Origin of the sequence: Paracoccus pantotrophus, from assembly GCF_008824185.1 — a bacterium.
In the GTDB taxonomy this organism is placed as follows: domain Bacteria; phylum Pseudomonadota; class Alphaproteobacteria; order Rhodobacterales; family Rhodobacteraceae; genus Paracoccus; species Paracoccus pantotrophus.
In genome coordinates this window covers 342845-357685 of the sequence record NZ_CP044423.1, presented here as the reverse complement: position 1 = coordinate 357685, position 14841 = coordinate 342845, and the positions used below count along the sequence as shown (strand labels likewise).

The window sequence follows — 14841 nt, the reverse complement described above, 5'->3', positions numbered from 1 at the left end:
CCGGTTACCCAAATTCCGGAATTGATATAAGAATATAGGGGAAATGGATGATGAATCTCAATTCAGCTTCAGCTGCCGAAGGAGTGAACGCAGGAAGCTACCAATCTTCCCGAAGATCGGTCGAATCCAGTACCAAGGATCAGTTTGAGATGTTCCTGAGGATGCTGACAACACAGATCAAGAACCAGGATCCGCTCAACCCCATGGAGAATACGGAATTCGCCGTTCAGCTTGCGACTTTTTCCGGGGTCGAGCAACAGGTCCAGACCAATCTGCTTCTGTCCCAGCTTCTGAGCGATACCTACGGAGGAGGGCTTGGCCAGTATTCCAACTGGATAGGCCGTGAGGTAAGAACGAATTCCCCTGTATGGTTTGACGGAGCTTCGTTGTCATTGGCGATGGACAATATCACGAATGCCGAAGGCGCCACGCTCGTCACGCTGAACGGACAGGGCCGAGAAGTGCAACGACAAATTCTGGGGGCCGTCCCAGGGGAAATGCAATGGTCTGGTCGACATGCGGATGGCACATCTCTCCCGGCCGGATTCTACAGCTTCCGTATCGAGGAGCAGAATAGCGACGGAAGCTATGTTGCGCGAGATGTCGAAGCTTATAGCCGTGTAACCGGGGTCGAATTGACAGCGAACGGCCCAGAACTTGTCCTGAAAGGTGGCGGTTCTGCGAGAATCGACCAGGTCAGTGCTTTGCGCGAATGATTCGGATTCGACCAGGCATCTTCGGTTGCGGATCGTGGCGCCATTCCAGCGGATCGGACCGCATTGCAGCGGGAGGCCAGCGCAAGGATTTTCTGCTCTCTCTGTCTTCGCAAGTGATGCGCCGCGGGGCAATATTCCATTGCCGCGGCACGGTGACGTGCGATGCAACCTGATCGCGAAATCAGCACGGAACCGAGCGAATGTCCCTTTCACCCATGATCCGGGTCGTCCGCTTGGCCATCGGCATAGCGGTGCGCCGGCCGGTGGCAGAAGTGATGCCGACCCGCACGATCCTTGCCCCGGACCCGCGACACCGGCACCGAACATGCGCCATGCCGCCGGCCCGGAAACCTGGCCTTGCAGGAAGTCTCGGGGCAGCGGGGCGGGGTTCTGGCGTATCATGCCGCAAGGGCAGACCGGCCTATTGCTCGGCGTGTTTCGGCGCAAGCCGATGGCGGGGCCAGGCGTGGGCCGCGCCGGGCATGCCGTCCCGCCGGCTCGGCCGTCCTGCCCATACCCGATGCCGGCAAGGTCCGGGCCACGGCCGAATGGATCGCGGATCCGCCGCAGCCTGCCTGCCCGCCCGGACGGCACAAGCGGTCGCGATCGGCAGGCGCACCCCCCCTACATGGGGCCATGCGCTGTCCGCCAGGCCTGGGAAGCAGATCCGGAAACGCGAACGGAACAAGGGCCGTCGACGATCCTGCCGCCCATTGCGGCGCCGGGCATGTCCGATCCCCTTGTGCCCGCGCTGACTGCCGGCAGTCTCGCCCGCCTGCCACCTTTTCTGGCCCAAGCGTAGACGAGGACAAATGCCCGAGGAAGGGCCGAGGACCGCGGCCGTCCCTGCACCACATGGGATCATGCGGAAATCGGGATCATGAGGGGAAACCCCTCCTGCGCCCCGGCATGAGCCAGAGGACTGATAACGCATGAAAACAGGCGACAACAGGACCGCGCGGCAAGGCCACCGGCGGCTACGGATGCGAAAGCGCCGGCGTGACCAGCAGGATGCCGGTCGCGACCATGGCCGCGATCAGCGTCATTCGCCACCAGGCGCAAGCGCAGGTCAGCATCGTCGCGACCGCGAAAGCCGCCACGGACAGGATGCTCGGCCATGCCGAAACCGCGATTGCGGGGTTTCCCCGTCCCGCCGGGGCCGACCGGGCGGACAGGCCGAGCAGCCCATGCCGGCGATTCGCAACAGCCAGGCCGGGCGGCGGCCGCCTTTTCGGCCGCGCAGTTGCTCGTGATGCCGCGGCATCGCCCCGGCCCGCGCGAGGAACCCCGGCTAGCAAAGGACAAGGGACGGCCGGACCGGCACCCTACGCTCGCCAAGCCCGGCTTTCCCGGAGGCAAGTCCGCGGCTTCGGCGCCTTCACCCGGCCGGGACGGGCCAGCCAGGCGGCATGGGCCAGGCAAGGCCGCACAGGATCGGCACCGGATCGACCGAGGCCAGCACCCGATCCCCCTGCCCCATCGCCTGCAACAGGCTGGACGGCCCGGTCGCCGCCATTCGGCAGCGGCAAGGCCAGAAGCAGCCCGGCGGCCAGGGCCAGCCGCGCGCCCCAGGCTTTCGCGGGCAGGCGCAGGAGGGGCCAGATCGCCGCCGCAAGCCGGATCAGCAAAAGGCGCGGATCTTCTGCAACGCGCGTTCCGGCACATCGGCCGGGATCAGCCGGTTGGCCCGGAAATGGCCCGCCGTGGCCAGCATGGGCCCGGCGATGGCGCCGGTGTTCAGCCGCGCGATCGGCCACAGCCCGCGCGGCTGCGTCTCGGCGCGGGAAGGCCCGGCCGCACGCTTCGACACCGCAAGCACCAGCCCGCTGCCGGCCATGACGGTCCCCGGCCAGCCCGGCCGCAAAGACCAGCCAGCGCAGCGCCGTATCGGCAAAGCGGACGCGAAGCAGCGCACGAAGCGCATGGTTCGCCCTGGTGCCGGCCGCGGCGTCCGGCCGGCCGGGCCGCTGGATCAGCACGCCGCCGAGTCCGTCGAAGCGCATCCGCCCGACCCGGTCCGAGCCCAAGCCGCTCTGCACCGTCAGCGCCGGATTGCGCCGCGGGAGCAAGACGATCTCGGGCCGGGGCCGGCCGGCTTTTCGATGCCGATCCGGCCGACCGGCATGGACCGGGCCACCGCGGCCGGCGCCATAAGCGGGGTCGGCAGAACCGGTGGCGACAGCGCACGCGGCGGGAGCGCCGCCGGGGCCGGGCCGGGCCGCGCGGCGCGGGACGCTCCACCACCAGGGGCGTCAGCCTCGCCGCGAACAGCACCGGCCCGGAAAAGGCGATCACGACATGATAGGGCAGCGTCAGCGCCGTGGCCATGTTGTGCATGCCCTGCCGGGATCGCTGGCCCTTGCCGGGACGGAAGGTGAAGAACGCCTTGAGGCTTTTCTTGTGGGCGATGACGCCGCTGATGATCGCGACGAACATCGCCATGGTCGCGATGCCGAGGATCCAGCGCGCCAGGTTGCGCGGCAGGCCGCAAAGCTCGAAATGAAAGCGATAGAGGAGCTCGCCCCCCGCCGTCTGGCGCGGCGAAAGCGGGGCGCCCGTGGCGGCGTCGGTCGCCATGGCCTTGCCACCGCGCCGCCACGCCTGCGCGCCGGGTTTCGCCCAGGACAGGACGGGCGCCGGGCTGCGCTAGTCGGGAACCGGCTTGCCGCCGGCGGGCGCGACCTCGGCCAGCCGGTCCAGGGCACGCCCGACCGGATCCGCGCCCGCGGCCGGGCCAAGCCGTTCTGGGCGCATCCAACAGCGCATCTCGACGCCGAAATAGGCGATGGTCCCGGTCAGGAAGATCGCAAGAGCAGCCAGCCCAGCAGCAGCCCGGTCCAGGCATGGCGTGTCGAACAGCACCGCGCCGCTTTCGCCCTCCGGCGCGATCACGATGTCGCTGCCCTGCGAAGCCATGACAACCCGCCCGGTCGCCGGATCGAAATCAACGCCCGAGGACGCTTTGGCGCCCGGCAGCGCCAGGATCTTCGCCGCGCCCGAGCCCAGATGGATGCGCCCCAGTTCCGGCCTGCGCAGCGGAAGGGTGTAAAGCCGGTCGGCCTTTTCATCCGGCGCCAGGCTCATGGTGCCGGGCTGGCCGCCGCGCGCCACGGATTGCAGCTCGAACCCGTCCAGCTTTTCCGGGGCCTTGATGCCGCAAGCCTCGATCCAGCCGCGATGGGCGCTGACATGGGCGCGACCGCGCGCGGCGTCGATCACCACGTCGCGCGGCTTCTCGACCGAGCCGACCTCGAATGGCCGCACCAGCGGCAGGGCGTCCCGGGCAAAGACCGCGACCGCGTTCTGGCGGGTATTCGCGGCCCAGACGGTACCCTTCGCATCGCCCGCGGCAATGCCGAAATCACCGGGGCTGACCTCGGCCAGATCCTCCAGCCTCTCGGCGTCCAGTTGGTGATGCCGGACCCGCCCCCGAACGGCCGGCCCAGGGCCGAGGCGACGAAAACCGTGCCGTTCCGCGCGCTCTGGGCGACCTGGCAGACCGGGCGCCACCTTGGTCGAGCGGCTCGCCCCCGCCGGCGGCACCCGGGGCGAGACCTTCAGCTCGGCCACGCCGGCCATGTCCGGACCCTCGGTCCGGACCACGACCGGCTGCGTGCCGGCCACCGCATCCGGGGGCAGGTCGAAGGCAAGGCCGAAGCCGCCCTCGGCATCGGCCTGCATGCCCTGCGGCGACACCAGCACCTGGCCGCGCTGCAGGCTGACCTGCCGCTGCGGGGCAAAGCCCGAGACGCTGACCTCGGCCTGCCCCATGCAGAGAGGCGCTGCCCCAAGACCCCCCGCCGCAATGCCGGCGCTGGCGATGATGCCGAACACCGGGGGCGGAGGAGAAAACGGTTGCCCGTGGCTTGCTCGGCGCCTCATGTCCCGCGCCGTGCCCTGCAGCGTACTCGCAAACCCAGCGCGGCAGCGAAAGCCCCTGGGCGGGAGACCCGATCCTGCGGCGCTTGTGCCGGGAAAAGCCCGGGCCGGGCGTCTGGGACATCGCGCGGCCCTGCGGCTGTCAGCCTGACGTTCCGGGAAGACCACAGGCAAGGGATACCGGCACGACCAGGGGCGAAAACCGGGAAAGCCGGCATCCCGGGCGCGGCGGCCGGCCCGGGGCCGCGCCCAAGGGCCAGGGGCAGCGCCTCTGCCCAGCCGAGAGGCGGGCGGCGCTGCTGCCAAGCATCCTTCGCGCCGCCGGCATCGGCATCGGGAACAAGCGCCGCCCGCTCGGGGTTCGGCAGGGAAGGCGGCATTCGACGAAAGGGGCTGGACATGGCCGACGAGCCCGAATTCTCGCTGGGCGTCGAAGAGGAATACCTGCTGGTCGATCCCGAGACCGGCGACGTGCGCGAGGCGCCCGATGCGCTGATGGCCGCCTGCAAGGCCGAGCTGGCCGACCAGGTCGGCCCCGAGTTCCTGCGCTGCCAGATCGAGATCGGCACCCCCGTTGCCGCCAATGTGCGCGCGGCGCGCGATGATCTGGCCCGGCTGCGCGGCAGCATCGCACGCCATGCCGCCGAGTTCGGCCTGGCGCCGATTTCCGTCGCCTGCCATCCGGTCGCGGACTGGCGCAGCCAGGACCATACCGACAAGGACCGCTACAACCAGATCTCGCAGGAAATGGGCGGGGTATCCCGGCGCATGCTGATCTGCGGCATGCATGTCCATGTCGGCATCCCCGACCAGGACATGCGCATCGACCTGATGAACCAGTTCTCGTGGTTCCTGCCGCATCTGCTGGCGCTTTCGGCCTCAAGCCCGTTCTGGCTGGGCGAGGAGACCCTGCTCGCCTCGTATCGCACCACGGTCTTTGCCGGCTATCCCCGCACCGGCCTGCCGCCGCGGCTGGGCAGCTGGGCGGAATACGAACGCTCGGTCGCGGCGCTGACCGAGACCGGGATCATCGGCGATGCCAGCAAGATCTGGTGGGATCTGCGCCCCTCGGCGCGCTTTCCCACGCTGGAGACGCGGATCTGCGACGCCTGCCCGCGGCTTGGCGACACCATCACCCTGGTCGCGCTGGTGCAGGCGACGCTGCGGATGCTGTGGCGGCTGTCGCGGCAGAACCTGCGCTGGCGGCAATACGACAACTTCCTGCTGGGCGAGAACCGCTGGCGGGCGACGCGCTACGGGCTGACCGAGGGGCTGATCGATTTCGGCACCCGCCGCATCATCCCCTTCGACGAGATCGCCGAAGCCTGGCTGGCCGCCATCGCCGAGGATGCCGATGCGCTGGACAGCCAGCCCGCGGTGGCCGGGCTGCGCGACATGATCGCCCGCGGCAGCGCGGCCGAACAGCAGCGCGCGCTCTACGCCGCGGCCATCGCTGCCGGGGCCACGCCGCAGGAAGCCTTTCGCGGCATCGTCGCCTGGCTGGTCGAAGAGTTCCGCCGCGGCCTGTGAGTCGCTTGGCGGCGGATTTCCCCGGCGCGCGGGAACAAAGCCCGCCAGCCGGGGGTTCCCCCGCCGAGTTGCAGCATCGGAAGGAAACAGCAATGCCCAAACATCTTCTGGCCCTCGGCCTCGCCCTGCTGCCGCTTTCGGCCCATGCCCAGGATGCCAAGGCGGTGTTCCTCGACACCCGGGGGCAAGAGGCGGGAACCGCGGCCCTGACCGCGACGCCCACAGGCGTACTGATCGAAGTCGAGGCGACCGGGCTGCCGGCCGGCCAATGGGTCGCCTTCCACATCCACGAAACCGGCAGCTGCGACCATGCCACCGGGCACGAATCGGCGGGCGGCCATTTCAACCCCGCGCAGGCCCCGCATGGCGTGCTGGCCGAGGGCGGCCCCCATGCCGGCGACATGCCCAATATCTGGGTCGATGCCGAAGGGACGGCGCGGGCGCAGGTCTTCAACCCGCTGGTGACGCTGGCCGAGGGCGAGAATGCGATCAAGGGCCGGGCGCTGATGATCCATGCCGGCCCCGACGACTACCAGACCCAGCCCACCGGCGGCGCCGGCGACCGGCTGGCCTGCGCGGTGATCGAATAGGCCAGCGGGCCGGGATCAGGCCTGCGCGCCCTGACCCGCGCCCAGGTGGCTCATGCGGCTGTGCAATTCGCAGCGCAGGCCCTCGGGATCAAGGCGGATCACGCTTTCGCCCATGAAGTCCTGGGCCAGCGCCTCCTCGATGATAAGCGAGCCGAAGCCCTTGCCGGCATGGGAGGCGACGGGCGGGCCGCCCGATTCCGCCCAGAGCAGCCGGAACGGGTCGTCGCTGCCCGGCCGCCCGCCGGTCCAGCCCAGATCCACCGCGCCCTGGGGGACCGACAGCGCGCCGTATTTCAGCGCATTGGTCGCCAGTTCGTTGATGGCCAGCGCCAGCGTCAGCGCCTGCCTGGCCGACAGCCGTACCGGCGGGCCGGCGATGCGGAACCGCCGCCGCCCGGTGCGGAACGGCGCCAACGCCTGCTGGACGACCTGGCCGATCTCGGCATCCAGCGCGCTGGAATCGGTCAGCAGCGTCTGCGCCTGGGCCAGGGCGCCGATGCGCTGGCGCAGGATCTCGCGCGCTTCGGGGCCGTCATGGCTCAGCAGCGTCTGGTTGACGATGGCCGAGACCACGGTCAGCGTGTTCTTGATCCGGTGGCCCAGCTCGCCGTTCACCAACCGCAACTGGCGGGCGGCCTCGACCTTGCCGGTGGTCTCGATCACCGTGTCGATCATGCCGCGCACCACGCCGTTCTCGTCGCGGATCGGGCTGTAGCAGAAGGTGAAATGGCATTGCTCGGGGTAGCCGTAGCGGTCGATGACCAGCGGGAAATCCTCGACGAAGGTGGCCTCGCCGGCATAGGCGCGTTCGGCGATGGGGCCGATCTCGGCCCAGGCCTCGCGCCAGACCTCGGCGAAGGAGCGGCCCAGCACATTGCCCTTGTCGCCCAGGATCGGACGAAAGGCGTCGTTGTGCAGGGTGATCAGCCCCGGCCCCCAGACGATGCATTTCGGGAATTTCGAGTTCAGCGCCATCCCCAGCGCGATCTTCAGCGCCGAGGGCCAGCCGTCGGGCGGACCCAGCGGATTGGCGGACCAGTCATGGTTGCGGATGGCCCTGCCCATCTCGCCGCCGCCATCCAGAAAATGCACCGATCCGCCCATCTCCGCCGTCCCCCTGCCGCCCGCTCCCGCCCGACGCAAAACAGCGCAACGCGGGATGTTGCCCGGCGGTTTCCCAACGCGGCGCGCGGCGGCGGGGAAAATGACCGGCGCCGGATCGTACCGTCTGGCTGCGGGAATACCGCCGGAAAAACCTGCGCCACGCCGGCCTTGCCGCGGAACGATTCCGCCGCTGCCCGGTTCGGGATGACAAGCCCATCATTCGCGACCAGGTGCCATGACGGAAACCCTTCGCTTCGGCCGCCTTCCGGCGGCAACGGCCCATCTTTGCATCGACATGCAACGGCTGTTCGGGCCGGGCTCGCCCTGGGCGGTGCCCTGGATCGAGCGGATCCGGCCCGCAGTGGCGACGCTGGTCGCGGCGCGGCCGCAGCGCACGGTCTTCACCCGCTTCATCCCGCCCGCCCGGCTCGGGGCGGCACCCGGCGCCTGGGCGCGCTATTACGCCCAATGGCCCGAAATGCTGCGCGAACGGCTGGACGGCCGCTGGCTTGAACTGTTGCCGGAGCTGGCGCGGCACGCGCCCCCCGCCAAGGTGATCGACAAGCCGGTCTATTCCCCCTGGCATGACGGGCGGCTGCACGGCTGGTTGCGGGGGGCGGGGGTCACGACGCTGGTGGTGACGGGCGGCGAGACCGATGTCTGCGTGTTGGGCACGGTGATGGGGGCGGTCGACCTGGGCTATCGGGTGGTTCTGGTCGCTGATGCGGTCTGTTCCTCGACCGACCGGGGCCATGACGCGGCGATGACGCTTTACCGCGAACGGTTCTCGCAGCAGATCGAGACGGCGCCGCTCCAGGAGATCCTGGCAGCCTGGGGGAACGATTAGGCGGGAACAAGGGCGGTCCGGAGGGTGTTTTCCTGATGCCTGGGGGGCGAGGGGCCCATCCGATAGCTGCACAGGAGCCTTGCAATGTCTGCACCACGCACCGATCTGGAAAAACAGAGGCGCCGCCACCTTGTCCCGATCCTCGGCATCCTCGCGGCCGTGCTGATCGTGCTGGCGGGATTCGTCTGGTGGTTCAACGACGAAACCAGCGATCCCGAAATCCCCGGCCAGGTGCCGGGGCCGGTAGACGAGATCGCCGAGCCCCCCGCGGCCGGCATGGAAACCGGCGTGGAAACCGCACCCGCCACCCTGCCCGGCCCCGAAACCGCGCCCGCAGCCGGAACCGGCCAGCCGACGCAGCCCATGCCATGACCGGGGGCGCGATCCAGAACCGCATCGCCGGGCCGGCGCACGAGTTCGATATCGGGGTGAATGCCATGGCCCCCGGCCCGGTCGGGACGCCCTTGATCCCGGCCGGCACGTCGGCCGAGGCAATGGCTGCGTTCGGTGCCGCCTGCGCCATGAAGCGGCCCGCCCCACCGGTCGAAGCAGCCGAGGCCGATGTCATGCCGGCCAAGCCGAGGCCGAGCCATGTCTCGGCCGCCACCATCGCCGTCACCGGCTGCAAACCGACGATCTGAGAAGGAAGCCGACCATGAACAACCGCCATCTTGCGTTCCTTTGCGGCCTTGCCGCCGGTTTCGCGCTCAAGGGTGCCTGCGATGCGCTGGCCCGCCCCGCCGCCGCAGGGCCCGGCCGCAGCCACCGCCCGCGCCGGGAGGAGATCCGCCCCGCCGGCCGGCGGCTGATGAAAAACCCGCCGCGCAGCTGGGACATCGTGGACGAGCAAGGCGACGAATCCTTCCCGGCCAGCGATCCGCCGGGGAACTATTGAACGAGCGGGGACCGAGACCCGCGACGCGCGCCGGATTCCCCCCCGGTCGCCAGAACCGCCGCGGGCCGGGAACGTGGGGCCGTCATCGTCTTTGACCAGGAAGGCAGGCCATGGCACCGCGGGCGATCTGGAAGGGATGCCGAAGATCGCCGAGCTCAGCTGCCCGGTCGCACTTCACGCCGCGGCCTCGACCGTGGAGCGGATCGCCGGTCACATGCCGCACCGGGCGGCCGGGAACCGGGTGCGCCGGCAGTTCATCGGCAGCGACACCAGCAAGCCGGTGGAGAAGGACGACCAGGTCAAGGGCTATAAGCTCGGCGAGGGCGATTCCCTCGCCCTTGTTCCCGACGAGATCGCCGCGGCCGTGCAGGAACACGATCAGACCCTGGCCGTCGCGGGTTTCAGCGCCTGCAAGGACATCGACGACGCCTGTTCCGACCACTGCTATTGCCTGACGCCGGCGGACCGCACGGCCGAAAAGGCCTTTGCCCTGATCCGCGAGGGCATGCACCGCAAGCGGGCGGCGGCGCTGTTCCGGCGGGTGCGCACGGCGCCCAGGCGCGAGAAAGCCCTGGACCTGATGGCGGCGCGGCGCGAAGGCGCGGGACGGGCGGCGAAAAAGCCCGCGTCCCGCAGGAAGGCGGCGCAAGCCCGGCCAAGCCCCGCGCCCCCTATCCCTTCAGGACCAGCGCCGCGCCGCTGACGATGGAAAAGACCAGAACCGCCAGCCGCAGCGCCGGCCCGTTGACATGGGCGTGGACATGCCGCGACAGCAGGCTGCCGATCAGCACCGCCGGGACCAGCGCCAGCGCCGCCAGGATCTGCGGCCCGCCGATCCGCCCCGCGGCCAGCAGGATCACCAGCGAGATCGCCTCTCCGACCAGAAAGCAGGTCGCCACGGTCGAGCGCAGCACCGGGCCGGGAGCATGCTGGTAAAGCAGCGCCAGCGGCGGGCCGCCGATGCCGGTCGCGGTTTCCGTCACGCCGGTGAACAGCCCCACCCCCAGCGAGGCCGAACGGCTGGGGGCGAAGGGCGGCGCCAGCAGGGCCGCCACGGCAGCCAGGACGGTCAGCAGGCCGACGGCGATTTCGAGCTGGCGCACCGACAGTGCGACCAGCACCGCCATGCCAAGGAATGTCCCGAAGAAGCGGCCAAAGGTGATCCACCCCGTCCCCTGCCGGTCGATCATCCGCCGCTCGCGCCATGCGACCAGGAAGTTCAGCGGCAGCATCAGGATCAGCAGGGTGACGGGCAGATAGCTGGCATCGATAAAGCCGAAGACCGGCGCCATGATCAGGGCAAAGCCGATGCCCACCGCCCCCTGCACGAATGCGGAGGCAGCGACCAGCAGCGACAGGCCGAGAAATACGGTCAGGGTCACGCCAGCCTCATGTCGATCAGGCTGTCGGCGGTCGGATGGATGCGCTGGATCGGCGCGGCGGCGATGGCCGGCGCGGCCAGATCGCGGATCTCCTCCATCAGCGCGCGCGCGTCCCAGTCCACCGGCCAGCCCTGCACCATCCTCAGCCGGCCGTTGGTAAAGACCGCGTCGATCTGGTCGCGGTTGCCATAGCGCACCAGTTCCCAGCTCAGGTCGTGCGAGGGGGTGAATTCCGGCCGGTCCAGGTCGACCAGCAGGAAATCGGCCGCCAGCCCCTTGGCGATGCGGCCGGTCACGCCGGCCAGCCCGCCGGCATCGGCGGCCATCCGCGTCGCCGCATCCAGCCACAGCCAGCCGCCGCCGCAGGAACTGTCGCCCGAGGCCAGCCCATAGGCCACGCGCTGCATGCTTTCGGCCGCGTCCATCAGCCGGAACCCGTCGGCCCGCGTGCCGTCGGTGCCCAGCCCGAAGCGGATGCCAAGCGCCTGCATCTGCAGGGCCGGCGCGACCGCGTTCCCCTTCCAGACCGAGGCGACGGGGTTGTAGGCGACGGCGGTGCCGGTGTCGCGCAGCAGGTTCAGTTCCGACGGCGTGACCAGCGTCGAATGCGCGATCAGGGTCTGCGGCCCCAGAGCGCCGACATGGGCCAGATGCTCCAGCGGCCGGCGGCCATGCGCGACCAGCGATCGCTCGACCGCCACCAGATGCTCGTTCACATGGGTCTGGAAGGTGACGCCCGCCTCGGCCGCCATGGCCGAGACCTCGCGCAGCATCCCGTCGCTGGCCGCCTCGGGAATCGAGATGGCCAGCGAGGCATGGATCAGCGGATCGCCCTGGCAGGCGGCCAGGTGTGCCCCGGCCCGGCGCAGGATCTCGGGGCGGTCAGGCACCACGGCCGCGCCGCCCAGGTCGTTGCAGATCTGCGCCACCACCAGCCGCAGCCCCACCTCGCGCGAGGCCAGCGCGAGCTTGCCGATATGGCCGGCCGAGCGCGTGCCGGCGTCGATCGCCGTGGTAAAGCCGCCCCGCAGGCATTCCAGCGCCGCCAGCTTCGAGGACAGGTAGACCATGTGCTCGTCCAGGCTGCCCTCCAGCGGCACCCAGATGCGGCGGAAGATCTCGGAGGGCTCGCCGAAGACCAGCGACTTGCCCAGCGATTGCGTCAGGTGGGTGTGGGTGTCGATAAAGCCCGGCATCAACAGGTGATCGGGCAGTTCGACCAGCCGCGCCTGGGGGTGGCGGGCGCGCAGCGCCGCGGCATCGCCGACATCGGCAAAGCGGCCGGCGCGCAGCAGCACGGCCATGTCGCGCTGCGGCCCTCCGTCAAGAAGCAGGCGCCCCGGCGCGACGATCGTCTCGTCGGTTCGGGCAAAGATCTGGTGCAGGTCGGTCATCGGGCTTGCTCCGCGGTATCGACGGGTTTGGGGGCGCTGAACTGGAAGAAGGCGTTGACCACGGCTGCGGTGATCGTGCCCATGGCCAGCCCGTTGCCCAGGATCATCTGCGACCATTGCGGGAACTGGCTGTAGACGCCGGGCACCAGGATCGGCATCAGCCCCATGGCCAGGCCCGAGGCCAGCGTGAACATCGCGCCATGCTCGCGCAGGTCGACGCGGCTGAGCACATGGATGCCGATCACGCCGATGATGGCAAAGACGATGACGGCCGTGCCGCCGACGACCGGGCCGGGCAGGACGCTGGCCAGCCGCGACACCGGCGCCAGCAGCGCGATCAGCACCAGGATCACCCCCGCCATGGCGGTGACATGGCGCGAGCGCACCCCGGTCGCGCGGACGATGCCGATGTTCTCGCCCGAGGTGATGATCAGCGAGGTGCCGAACAGCCCGCCCAGGATCGAGGCCGCCGCATCGCCGCGGATGGTGCGCGGCACGATGGCATGGGCATCGCCCTTGCGGTCCACGATCTCGGCCGTGGCGATGGTCTGGCCGGTCGCCTCGGCCATCGAGATGATCGAGAAGATGATCAGCGGCAGCGAGGCGATGAGGTCGAATTTCGGCATCCCGAACGGGAACAGCTGCGGCACCGCGACCAGCGGCCCCTGCATCACGCCCGACAGGTCGAGCCGGCCCAGCGCCGCCGCCAGCAGCGTCCCCGCGATCAGCCCCAGCATCACCGAGATGCGCTGCAGCGTGCCGGTGAACACGCGCGAGAAGATCACCGTCAGCGCGATGGTCGCCAGCGCCAAGCCGACGTTGACCGGATCGGCAAAGCCGTCGCTGCCGGGCTTGCCGGTGATGGTGCCGCCATAGATCTTGACCAGGTTGACCGCCACCAGCAGCAGCATGGTGCCCACCACGATGGGCGGGAAAAAGCGCAGCAGCCGGCGAAAGACCGGCAGCGCCAGGAAATAGAATACCCCGGTCATCAGCACCGCGCCCACCGCCGTCTGCACGTCGGTCTGGCTGGCGATGGCCAGGAAGATCGCGATGGGCGCGCCGCCCGGAACCATGATGAAGGGCAGCCGGGCACCGAAACCGGCCGGCCCGTAGCTTTGCAGGATCGAGCCCAGGCCGCAGACCAGGAAGGTGGCGCTGATGATCGACACGGTCAGCGCCGTGTCAAAGCCCAGCGTCTGCGCGACCAGGAACACCGCCGTAATCGGCGATGCGGCCATCACCAGCACATGCTGGAAACCGTAAAGGATCAGATCCCGGAGCGGCAGAACCCGATCCACCGGATCGGGCGGCGTAAGCGTTCTCGTATTGGCCATCGTGGCGTTTCCCTGTTGTTGAAGCGGTGTTCACATTTATGCAAATCGTTTTGCTTACTTCTCGGAATAGCATGAGATGCGATTCGTGCAAATCGTTTTGTTGCCTCTGGCACGGCAATGCTGCTAGCCTTGCGGCGATGAACGGACGGATGAGGGACGCGTTGCGCAAACCCACCATATCGGATCTGGCCAGGGCCGCGGGGGTCTCGGTCACCACCGTGTCCCATGCGTTCAGCGGCCGCCGCCACGTCGACCCCGAAACCCGCAAGCGCATCCACGCCATCGCCGAGGAAATGGGCTATCACCCCAGCCGCATGGCGCAGGCGCTGCGCAGCGGCCGCAGCGGCACCATCGCGCTGGCCTCCTCGATGCCCTTCGCCATTGCCGCCGGGCCGTCACGGCTGGGCTTCCTGATGGAGATCGCCGCCTCGGCCGCGATGTCGGCATTGACGCGCCAGCTGGCGCTGTGCCTGATCCCGCCGCATCCTTCGGTCCGCAGCCACGGCTCGGTCGCTTTCGACGGGGTGATCCTGGTCGAGCCCATGCGTGACGACCCGCTGGTCGCCCTGTTCGAGCAGCGCAAGACCCCCATCGTTTCCATCGGCACCGTGCCGGGCCGGCCCGACATCCCCGCCGTGAACATCCGCTCGCGGGAAACCGCGCTGCTGCTGCTGGAGCATCTGGCACAGCAGGGCTGCCGCCATGTCGCGGCGCTGATCGGCTCGACCCCGCGGACCAGCCAGATCGAGGCCGAGCAGGCCTATCGCGCCTTTGCCGCCCGGCGCGGCCAGCAGGCCACCCTGGTCATCCTGGACGAAGATGAGGGCGAAGAGATCGCCTATCGCGAGACCCTGCGCCTGCTTGCCGCGGATCCCTCGATCGACGGGATCTTCGCCGCCATCGACGCCTTTGCCAGCGGCGCGGTGCGGGCGGCGCATGAGCTGGGGCTGGCGATGCCGCGGCAATTGCGCATCGCCACCCGCTATGACGGGCTGCGGGCGAAGCTGTCCGATCCGCCGCTGACCGCCCTGGACCTGCATCTTCCGGCGATCGCCGAACAGGCGGTCCACCTGCTGCTGGACCGGATCGAGGGAACCGCCCGCACGGTCGAAGCGGAGCTGCCCGCTCTGATCCCCCGGCGATCCTCGGTCGCGCCCTAGGCGACCG

General features: G+C 69.5%; 18 protein-coding genes. 9 read left to right on the top strand and 9 right to left on the bottom strand.

Going from position 1 to position 14841, the window contains the following annotated elements:
* The first annotated feature begins 47 nt into the window (after nucleotides 1–47).
* A complete protein-coding gene (locus ESD82_RS01715; RefSeq protein WP_244314483.1) occupies nucleotides 48–716 on the top strand; it encodes a flagellar hook capping FlgD N-terminal domain-containing protein in 669 nt (222 codons plus the stop codon).
* Nucleotides 717–1693: 977 nt separating this feature from the next.
* On the opposite strand, the gene ESD82_RS22400 is transcribed toward ESD82_RS01715, so the two are convergent.
* From ESD82_RS22400 to ESD82_RS01705, 5 genes are all read right to left on the bottom strand, one after another.
* Nucleotides 1694–1816 (bottom strand): hypothetical protein, encoded by a 123-nt coding sequence (locus tag ESD82_RS22400; RefSeq protein ID WP_256233631.1) that lies wholly within the window; start codon nucleotides 1814–1816, stop codon nucleotides 1694–1696.
* Between the two features lie 278 nt (nucleotides 1817–2094).
* On the bottom strand, nucleotides 2095–2232 hold the full coding sequence (locus ESD82_RS21675; protein WP_167521684.1) for a hypothetical protein: 138 nt from the start codon (nucleotides 2230–2232) through the stop codon (nucleotides 2095–2097).
* A gap of 105 nt (nucleotides 2233–2337) precedes the next feature.
* Complete coding sequence (locus ESD82_RS21670) at nucleotides 2338–2553, bottom strand: hypothetical protein (protein WP_024845902.1); 216 nt, start codon at nucleotides 2551–2553, stop codon at nucleotides 2338–2340.
* Entirely contained in the window at nucleotides 2454–3293 is an 840-nt protein-coding gene (locus ESD82_RS22545) for a PepSY-associated TM helix domain-containing protein (protein WP_147429150.1), read from the bottom strand. Before ESD82_RS22545 ends, ESD82_RS21670 begins: the two co-directional genes overlap by 100 nt.
* Nucleotides 3294–3362: 69 nt before the next feature.
* Nucleotides 3363–4487: a YncE family protein gene (locus tag ESD82_RS01705; RefSeq protein WP_147429151.1), complete on the bottom strand. Its 1125-nt coding sequence runs from the start codon at nucleotides 4485–4487 to the stop codon at nucleotides 3363–3365.
* 507 nt (nucleotides 4488–4994) lie between these two features.
* Here ESD82_RS01705 and ESD82_RS01700 point away from each other — a divergent pair.
* Together ESD82_RS01700 and ESD82_RS01695 are read left to right on the top strand one after the other, a co-directional pair.
* Nucleotides 4995–6125 carry a carboxylate-amine ligase gene (locus ESD82_RS01700; protein ID WP_024845900.1) on the top strand — a complete coding sequence of 377 codons (1131 nt, stop codon included), beginning with the start codon at nucleotides 4995–4997 and terminating at the stop codon, nucleotides 6123–6125.
* A 92-nt stretch (nucleotides 6126–6217) separates the two neighbouring features.
* Nucleotides 6218–6715 carry a superoxide dismutase family protein gene (locus tag ESD82_RS01695; protein ID WP_147429152.1) on the top strand — a complete coding sequence of 166 codons (498 nt, stop codon included), beginning with the start codon at nucleotides 6218–6220 and terminating at the stop codon, nucleotides 6713–6715.
* Between the two features lie 15 nt (nucleotides 6716–6730).
* Here ESD82_RS01695 and ESD82_RS01690 read toward each other — a convergent pair whose 3' ends face one another.
* On the bottom strand, nucleotides 6731–7807 hold the full coding sequence (locus tag ESD82_RS01690) for a sensor histidine kinase (RefSeq protein WP_244314482.1): 1077 nt from the start codon (nucleotides 7805–7807) through the stop codon (nucleotides 6731–6733).
* 247 nt (nucleotides 7808–8054) lie between these two features.
* Between ESD82_RS01690 and ESD82_RS01685 the strand changes: the two genes are divergently transcribed.
* The 5 genes from ESD82_RS01685 to ESD82_RS01665 all read left to right on the top strand — a co-directional run bounded on the left by ESD82_RS01685 (nucleotide 8055) and on the right by ESD82_RS01665 (nucleotide 10264).
* Nucleotides 8055–8666 carry a cysteine hydrolase family protein gene (locus ESD82_RS01685; protein ID WP_147429154.1) on the top strand — a complete coding sequence of 204 codons (612 nt, stop codon included), beginning with the start codon at nucleotides 8055–8057 and terminating at the stop codon, nucleotides 8664–8666.
* An 84-nt stretch (nucleotides 8667–8750) separates the two neighbouring features.
* A complete protein-coding gene (locus tag ESD82_RS01680; RefSeq protein ID WP_024845896.1) occupies nucleotides 8751–9038 on the top strand; it encodes a hypothetical protein in 288 nt (95 codons plus the stop codon).
* Entirely contained in the window at nucleotides 9035–9307 is a 273-nt protein-coding gene (locus ESD82_RS01675) for a Rossmann-fold NAD(P)-binding domain-containing protein (protein ID WP_147429155.1), read from the top strand. The genes ESD82_RS01680 and ESD82_RS01675 overlap by 4 nt, the downstream gene beginning before the upstream one ends.
* A 14-nt stretch (nucleotides 9308–9321) precedes the next feature.
* Nucleotides 9322–9561 (top strand): hypothetical protein, encoded by a 240-nt coding sequence (locus ESD82_RS01670; RefSeq protein ID WP_024845894.1) that lies wholly within the window; start codon nucleotides 9322–9324, stop codon nucleotides 9559–9561.
* 136 nt (nucleotides 9562–9697) lie between these two features.
* Nucleotides 9698–10264 carry a Ku protein gene (locus ESD82_RS01665; RefSeq protein WP_208852045.1) on the top strand — a complete coding sequence of 189 codons (567 nt, stop codon included), beginning with the start codon at nucleotides 9698–9700 and terminating at the stop codon, nucleotides 10262–10264.
* On the opposite strand, the gene ESD82_RS01660 is transcribed toward ESD82_RS01665, so the two are convergent.
* The 3 genes from ESD82_RS01660 to ESD82_RS01650 are packed head-to-tail and all read right to left on the bottom strand — an operon-like array spanning nucleotide 10233 to nucleotide 13674.
* Complete coding sequence (locus tag ESD82_RS01660; protein ID WP_147429156.1) at nucleotides 10233–10943, bottom strand: sulfite exporter TauE/SafE family protein; 711 nt, start codon at nucleotides 10941–10943, stop codon at nucleotides 10233–10235. The two genes, ESD82_RS01665 and ESD82_RS01660, sit on opposite strands and share 32 nt — an antisense overlap.
* Nucleotides 10940–12337 carry an amidohydrolase family protein gene (locus tag ESD82_RS01655; protein ID WP_024845892.1) on the bottom strand — a complete coding sequence of 466 codons (1398 nt, stop codon included), beginning with the start codon at nucleotides 12335–12337 and terminating at the stop codon, nucleotides 10940–10942. The genes ESD82_RS01660 and ESD82_RS01655 overlap by 4 nt, the downstream gene beginning before the upstream one ends.
* Nucleotides 12334–13674 (bottom strand): uracil-xanthine permease family protein, encoded by a 1341-nt coding sequence (locus ESD82_RS01650; RefSeq protein ID WP_024845891.1) that lies wholly within the window; start codon nucleotides 13672–13674, stop codon nucleotides 12334–12336. The genes ESD82_RS01655 and ESD82_RS01650 overlap by 4 nt, the downstream gene beginning before the upstream one ends.
* A gap of 149 nt (nucleotides 13675–13823) precedes the next feature.
* On the opposite strand from ESD82_RS01650, the gene ESD82_RS01645 reads away from it, so the two are divergent.
* On the top strand, nucleotides 13824–14834 hold the full coding sequence (locus tag ESD82_RS01645; protein WP_244314481.1) for a LacI family DNA-binding transcriptional regulator: 1011 nt from the start codon (nucleotides 13824–13826) through the stop codon (nucleotides 14832–14834).
* Nucleotides 14835–14841: the final 7 nt, after the last annotated feature.

Bases quoted from the DNA above. Each gene is read 5' to 3' on its own strand.
- ESD82_RS01675 (WP_147429155.1), top strand. From the start codon at position 9,035: ATGACCGGGGGCGCGATCCAGAACCGCATCGCCGGGCCGGCGCACGAG.
- ESD82_RS01680 (WP_024845896.1), top strand. From the start codon at position 8,751: ATGTCTGCACCACGCACCGATCTGGAAAAACAGAGGCGCCGCCACCTT.
- ESD82_RS01695 (WP_147429152.1), top strand. From the start codon at position 6,218: ATGCCCAAACATCTTCTGGCCCTCGGCCTCGCCCTGCTGCCGCTTTCG.
- ESD82_RS01650 (WP_024845891.1), bottom strand. From the start codon at position 13,674: ATGGCCAATACGAGAACGCTTACGCCGCCCGATCCGGTGGATCGGGTT.
- ESD82_RS01665 (WP_208852045.1), top strand. From the start codon at position 9,698: ATGCCGAAGATCGCCGAGCTCAGCTGCCCGGTCGCACTTCACGCCGCG.
- ESD82_RS01705 (WP_147429151.1), bottom strand. From the start codon at position 4,487: ATGGGGCAGGCCGAGGTCAGCGTCTCGGGCTTTGCCCCGCAGCGGCAG.
- ESD82_RS01685 (WP_147429154.1), top strand. From the start codon at position 8,055: ATGACGGAAACCCTTCGCTTCGGCCGCCTTCCGGCGGCAACGGCCCAT.
- ESD82_RS01645 (WP_244314481.1), top strand. From the start codon at position 13,824: ATGAGGGACGCGTTGCGCAAACCCACCATATCGGATCTGGCCAGGGCC.
- ESD82_RS22545 (WP_147429150.1), bottom strand. From the start codon at position 3,293: ATGGCGACCGACGCCGCCACGGGCGCCCCGCTTTCGCCGCGCCAGACG.
- ESD82_RS01715 (WP_244314483.1), top strand. From the start codon at position 48: ATGATGAATCTCAATTCAGCTTCAGCTGCCGAAGGAGTGAACGCAGGA.
- ESD82_RS21670 (WP_024845902.1), bottom strand. From the start codon at position 2,553: ATGGCCGGCAGCGGGCTGGTGCTTGCGGTGTCGAAGCGTGCGGCCGGG.
- ESD82_RS01670 (WP_024845894.1), top strand. From the start codon at position 9,322: ATGAACAACCGCCATCTTGCGTTCCTTTGCGGCCTTGCCGCCGGTTTC.
- ESD82_RS21675 (WP_167521684.1), bottom strand. From the start codon at position 2,232: ATGGCGGCGACCGGGCCGTCCAGCCTGTTGCAGGCGATGGGGCAGGGG.
- ESD82_RS01700 (WP_024845900.1), top strand. From the start codon at position 4,995: ATGGCCGACGAGCCCGAATTCTCGCTGGGCGTCGAAGAGGAATACCTG.
- ESD82_RS01655 (WP_024845892.1), bottom strand. From the start codon at position 12,337: ATGACCGACCTGCACCAGATCTTTGCCCGAACCGACGAGACGATCGTC.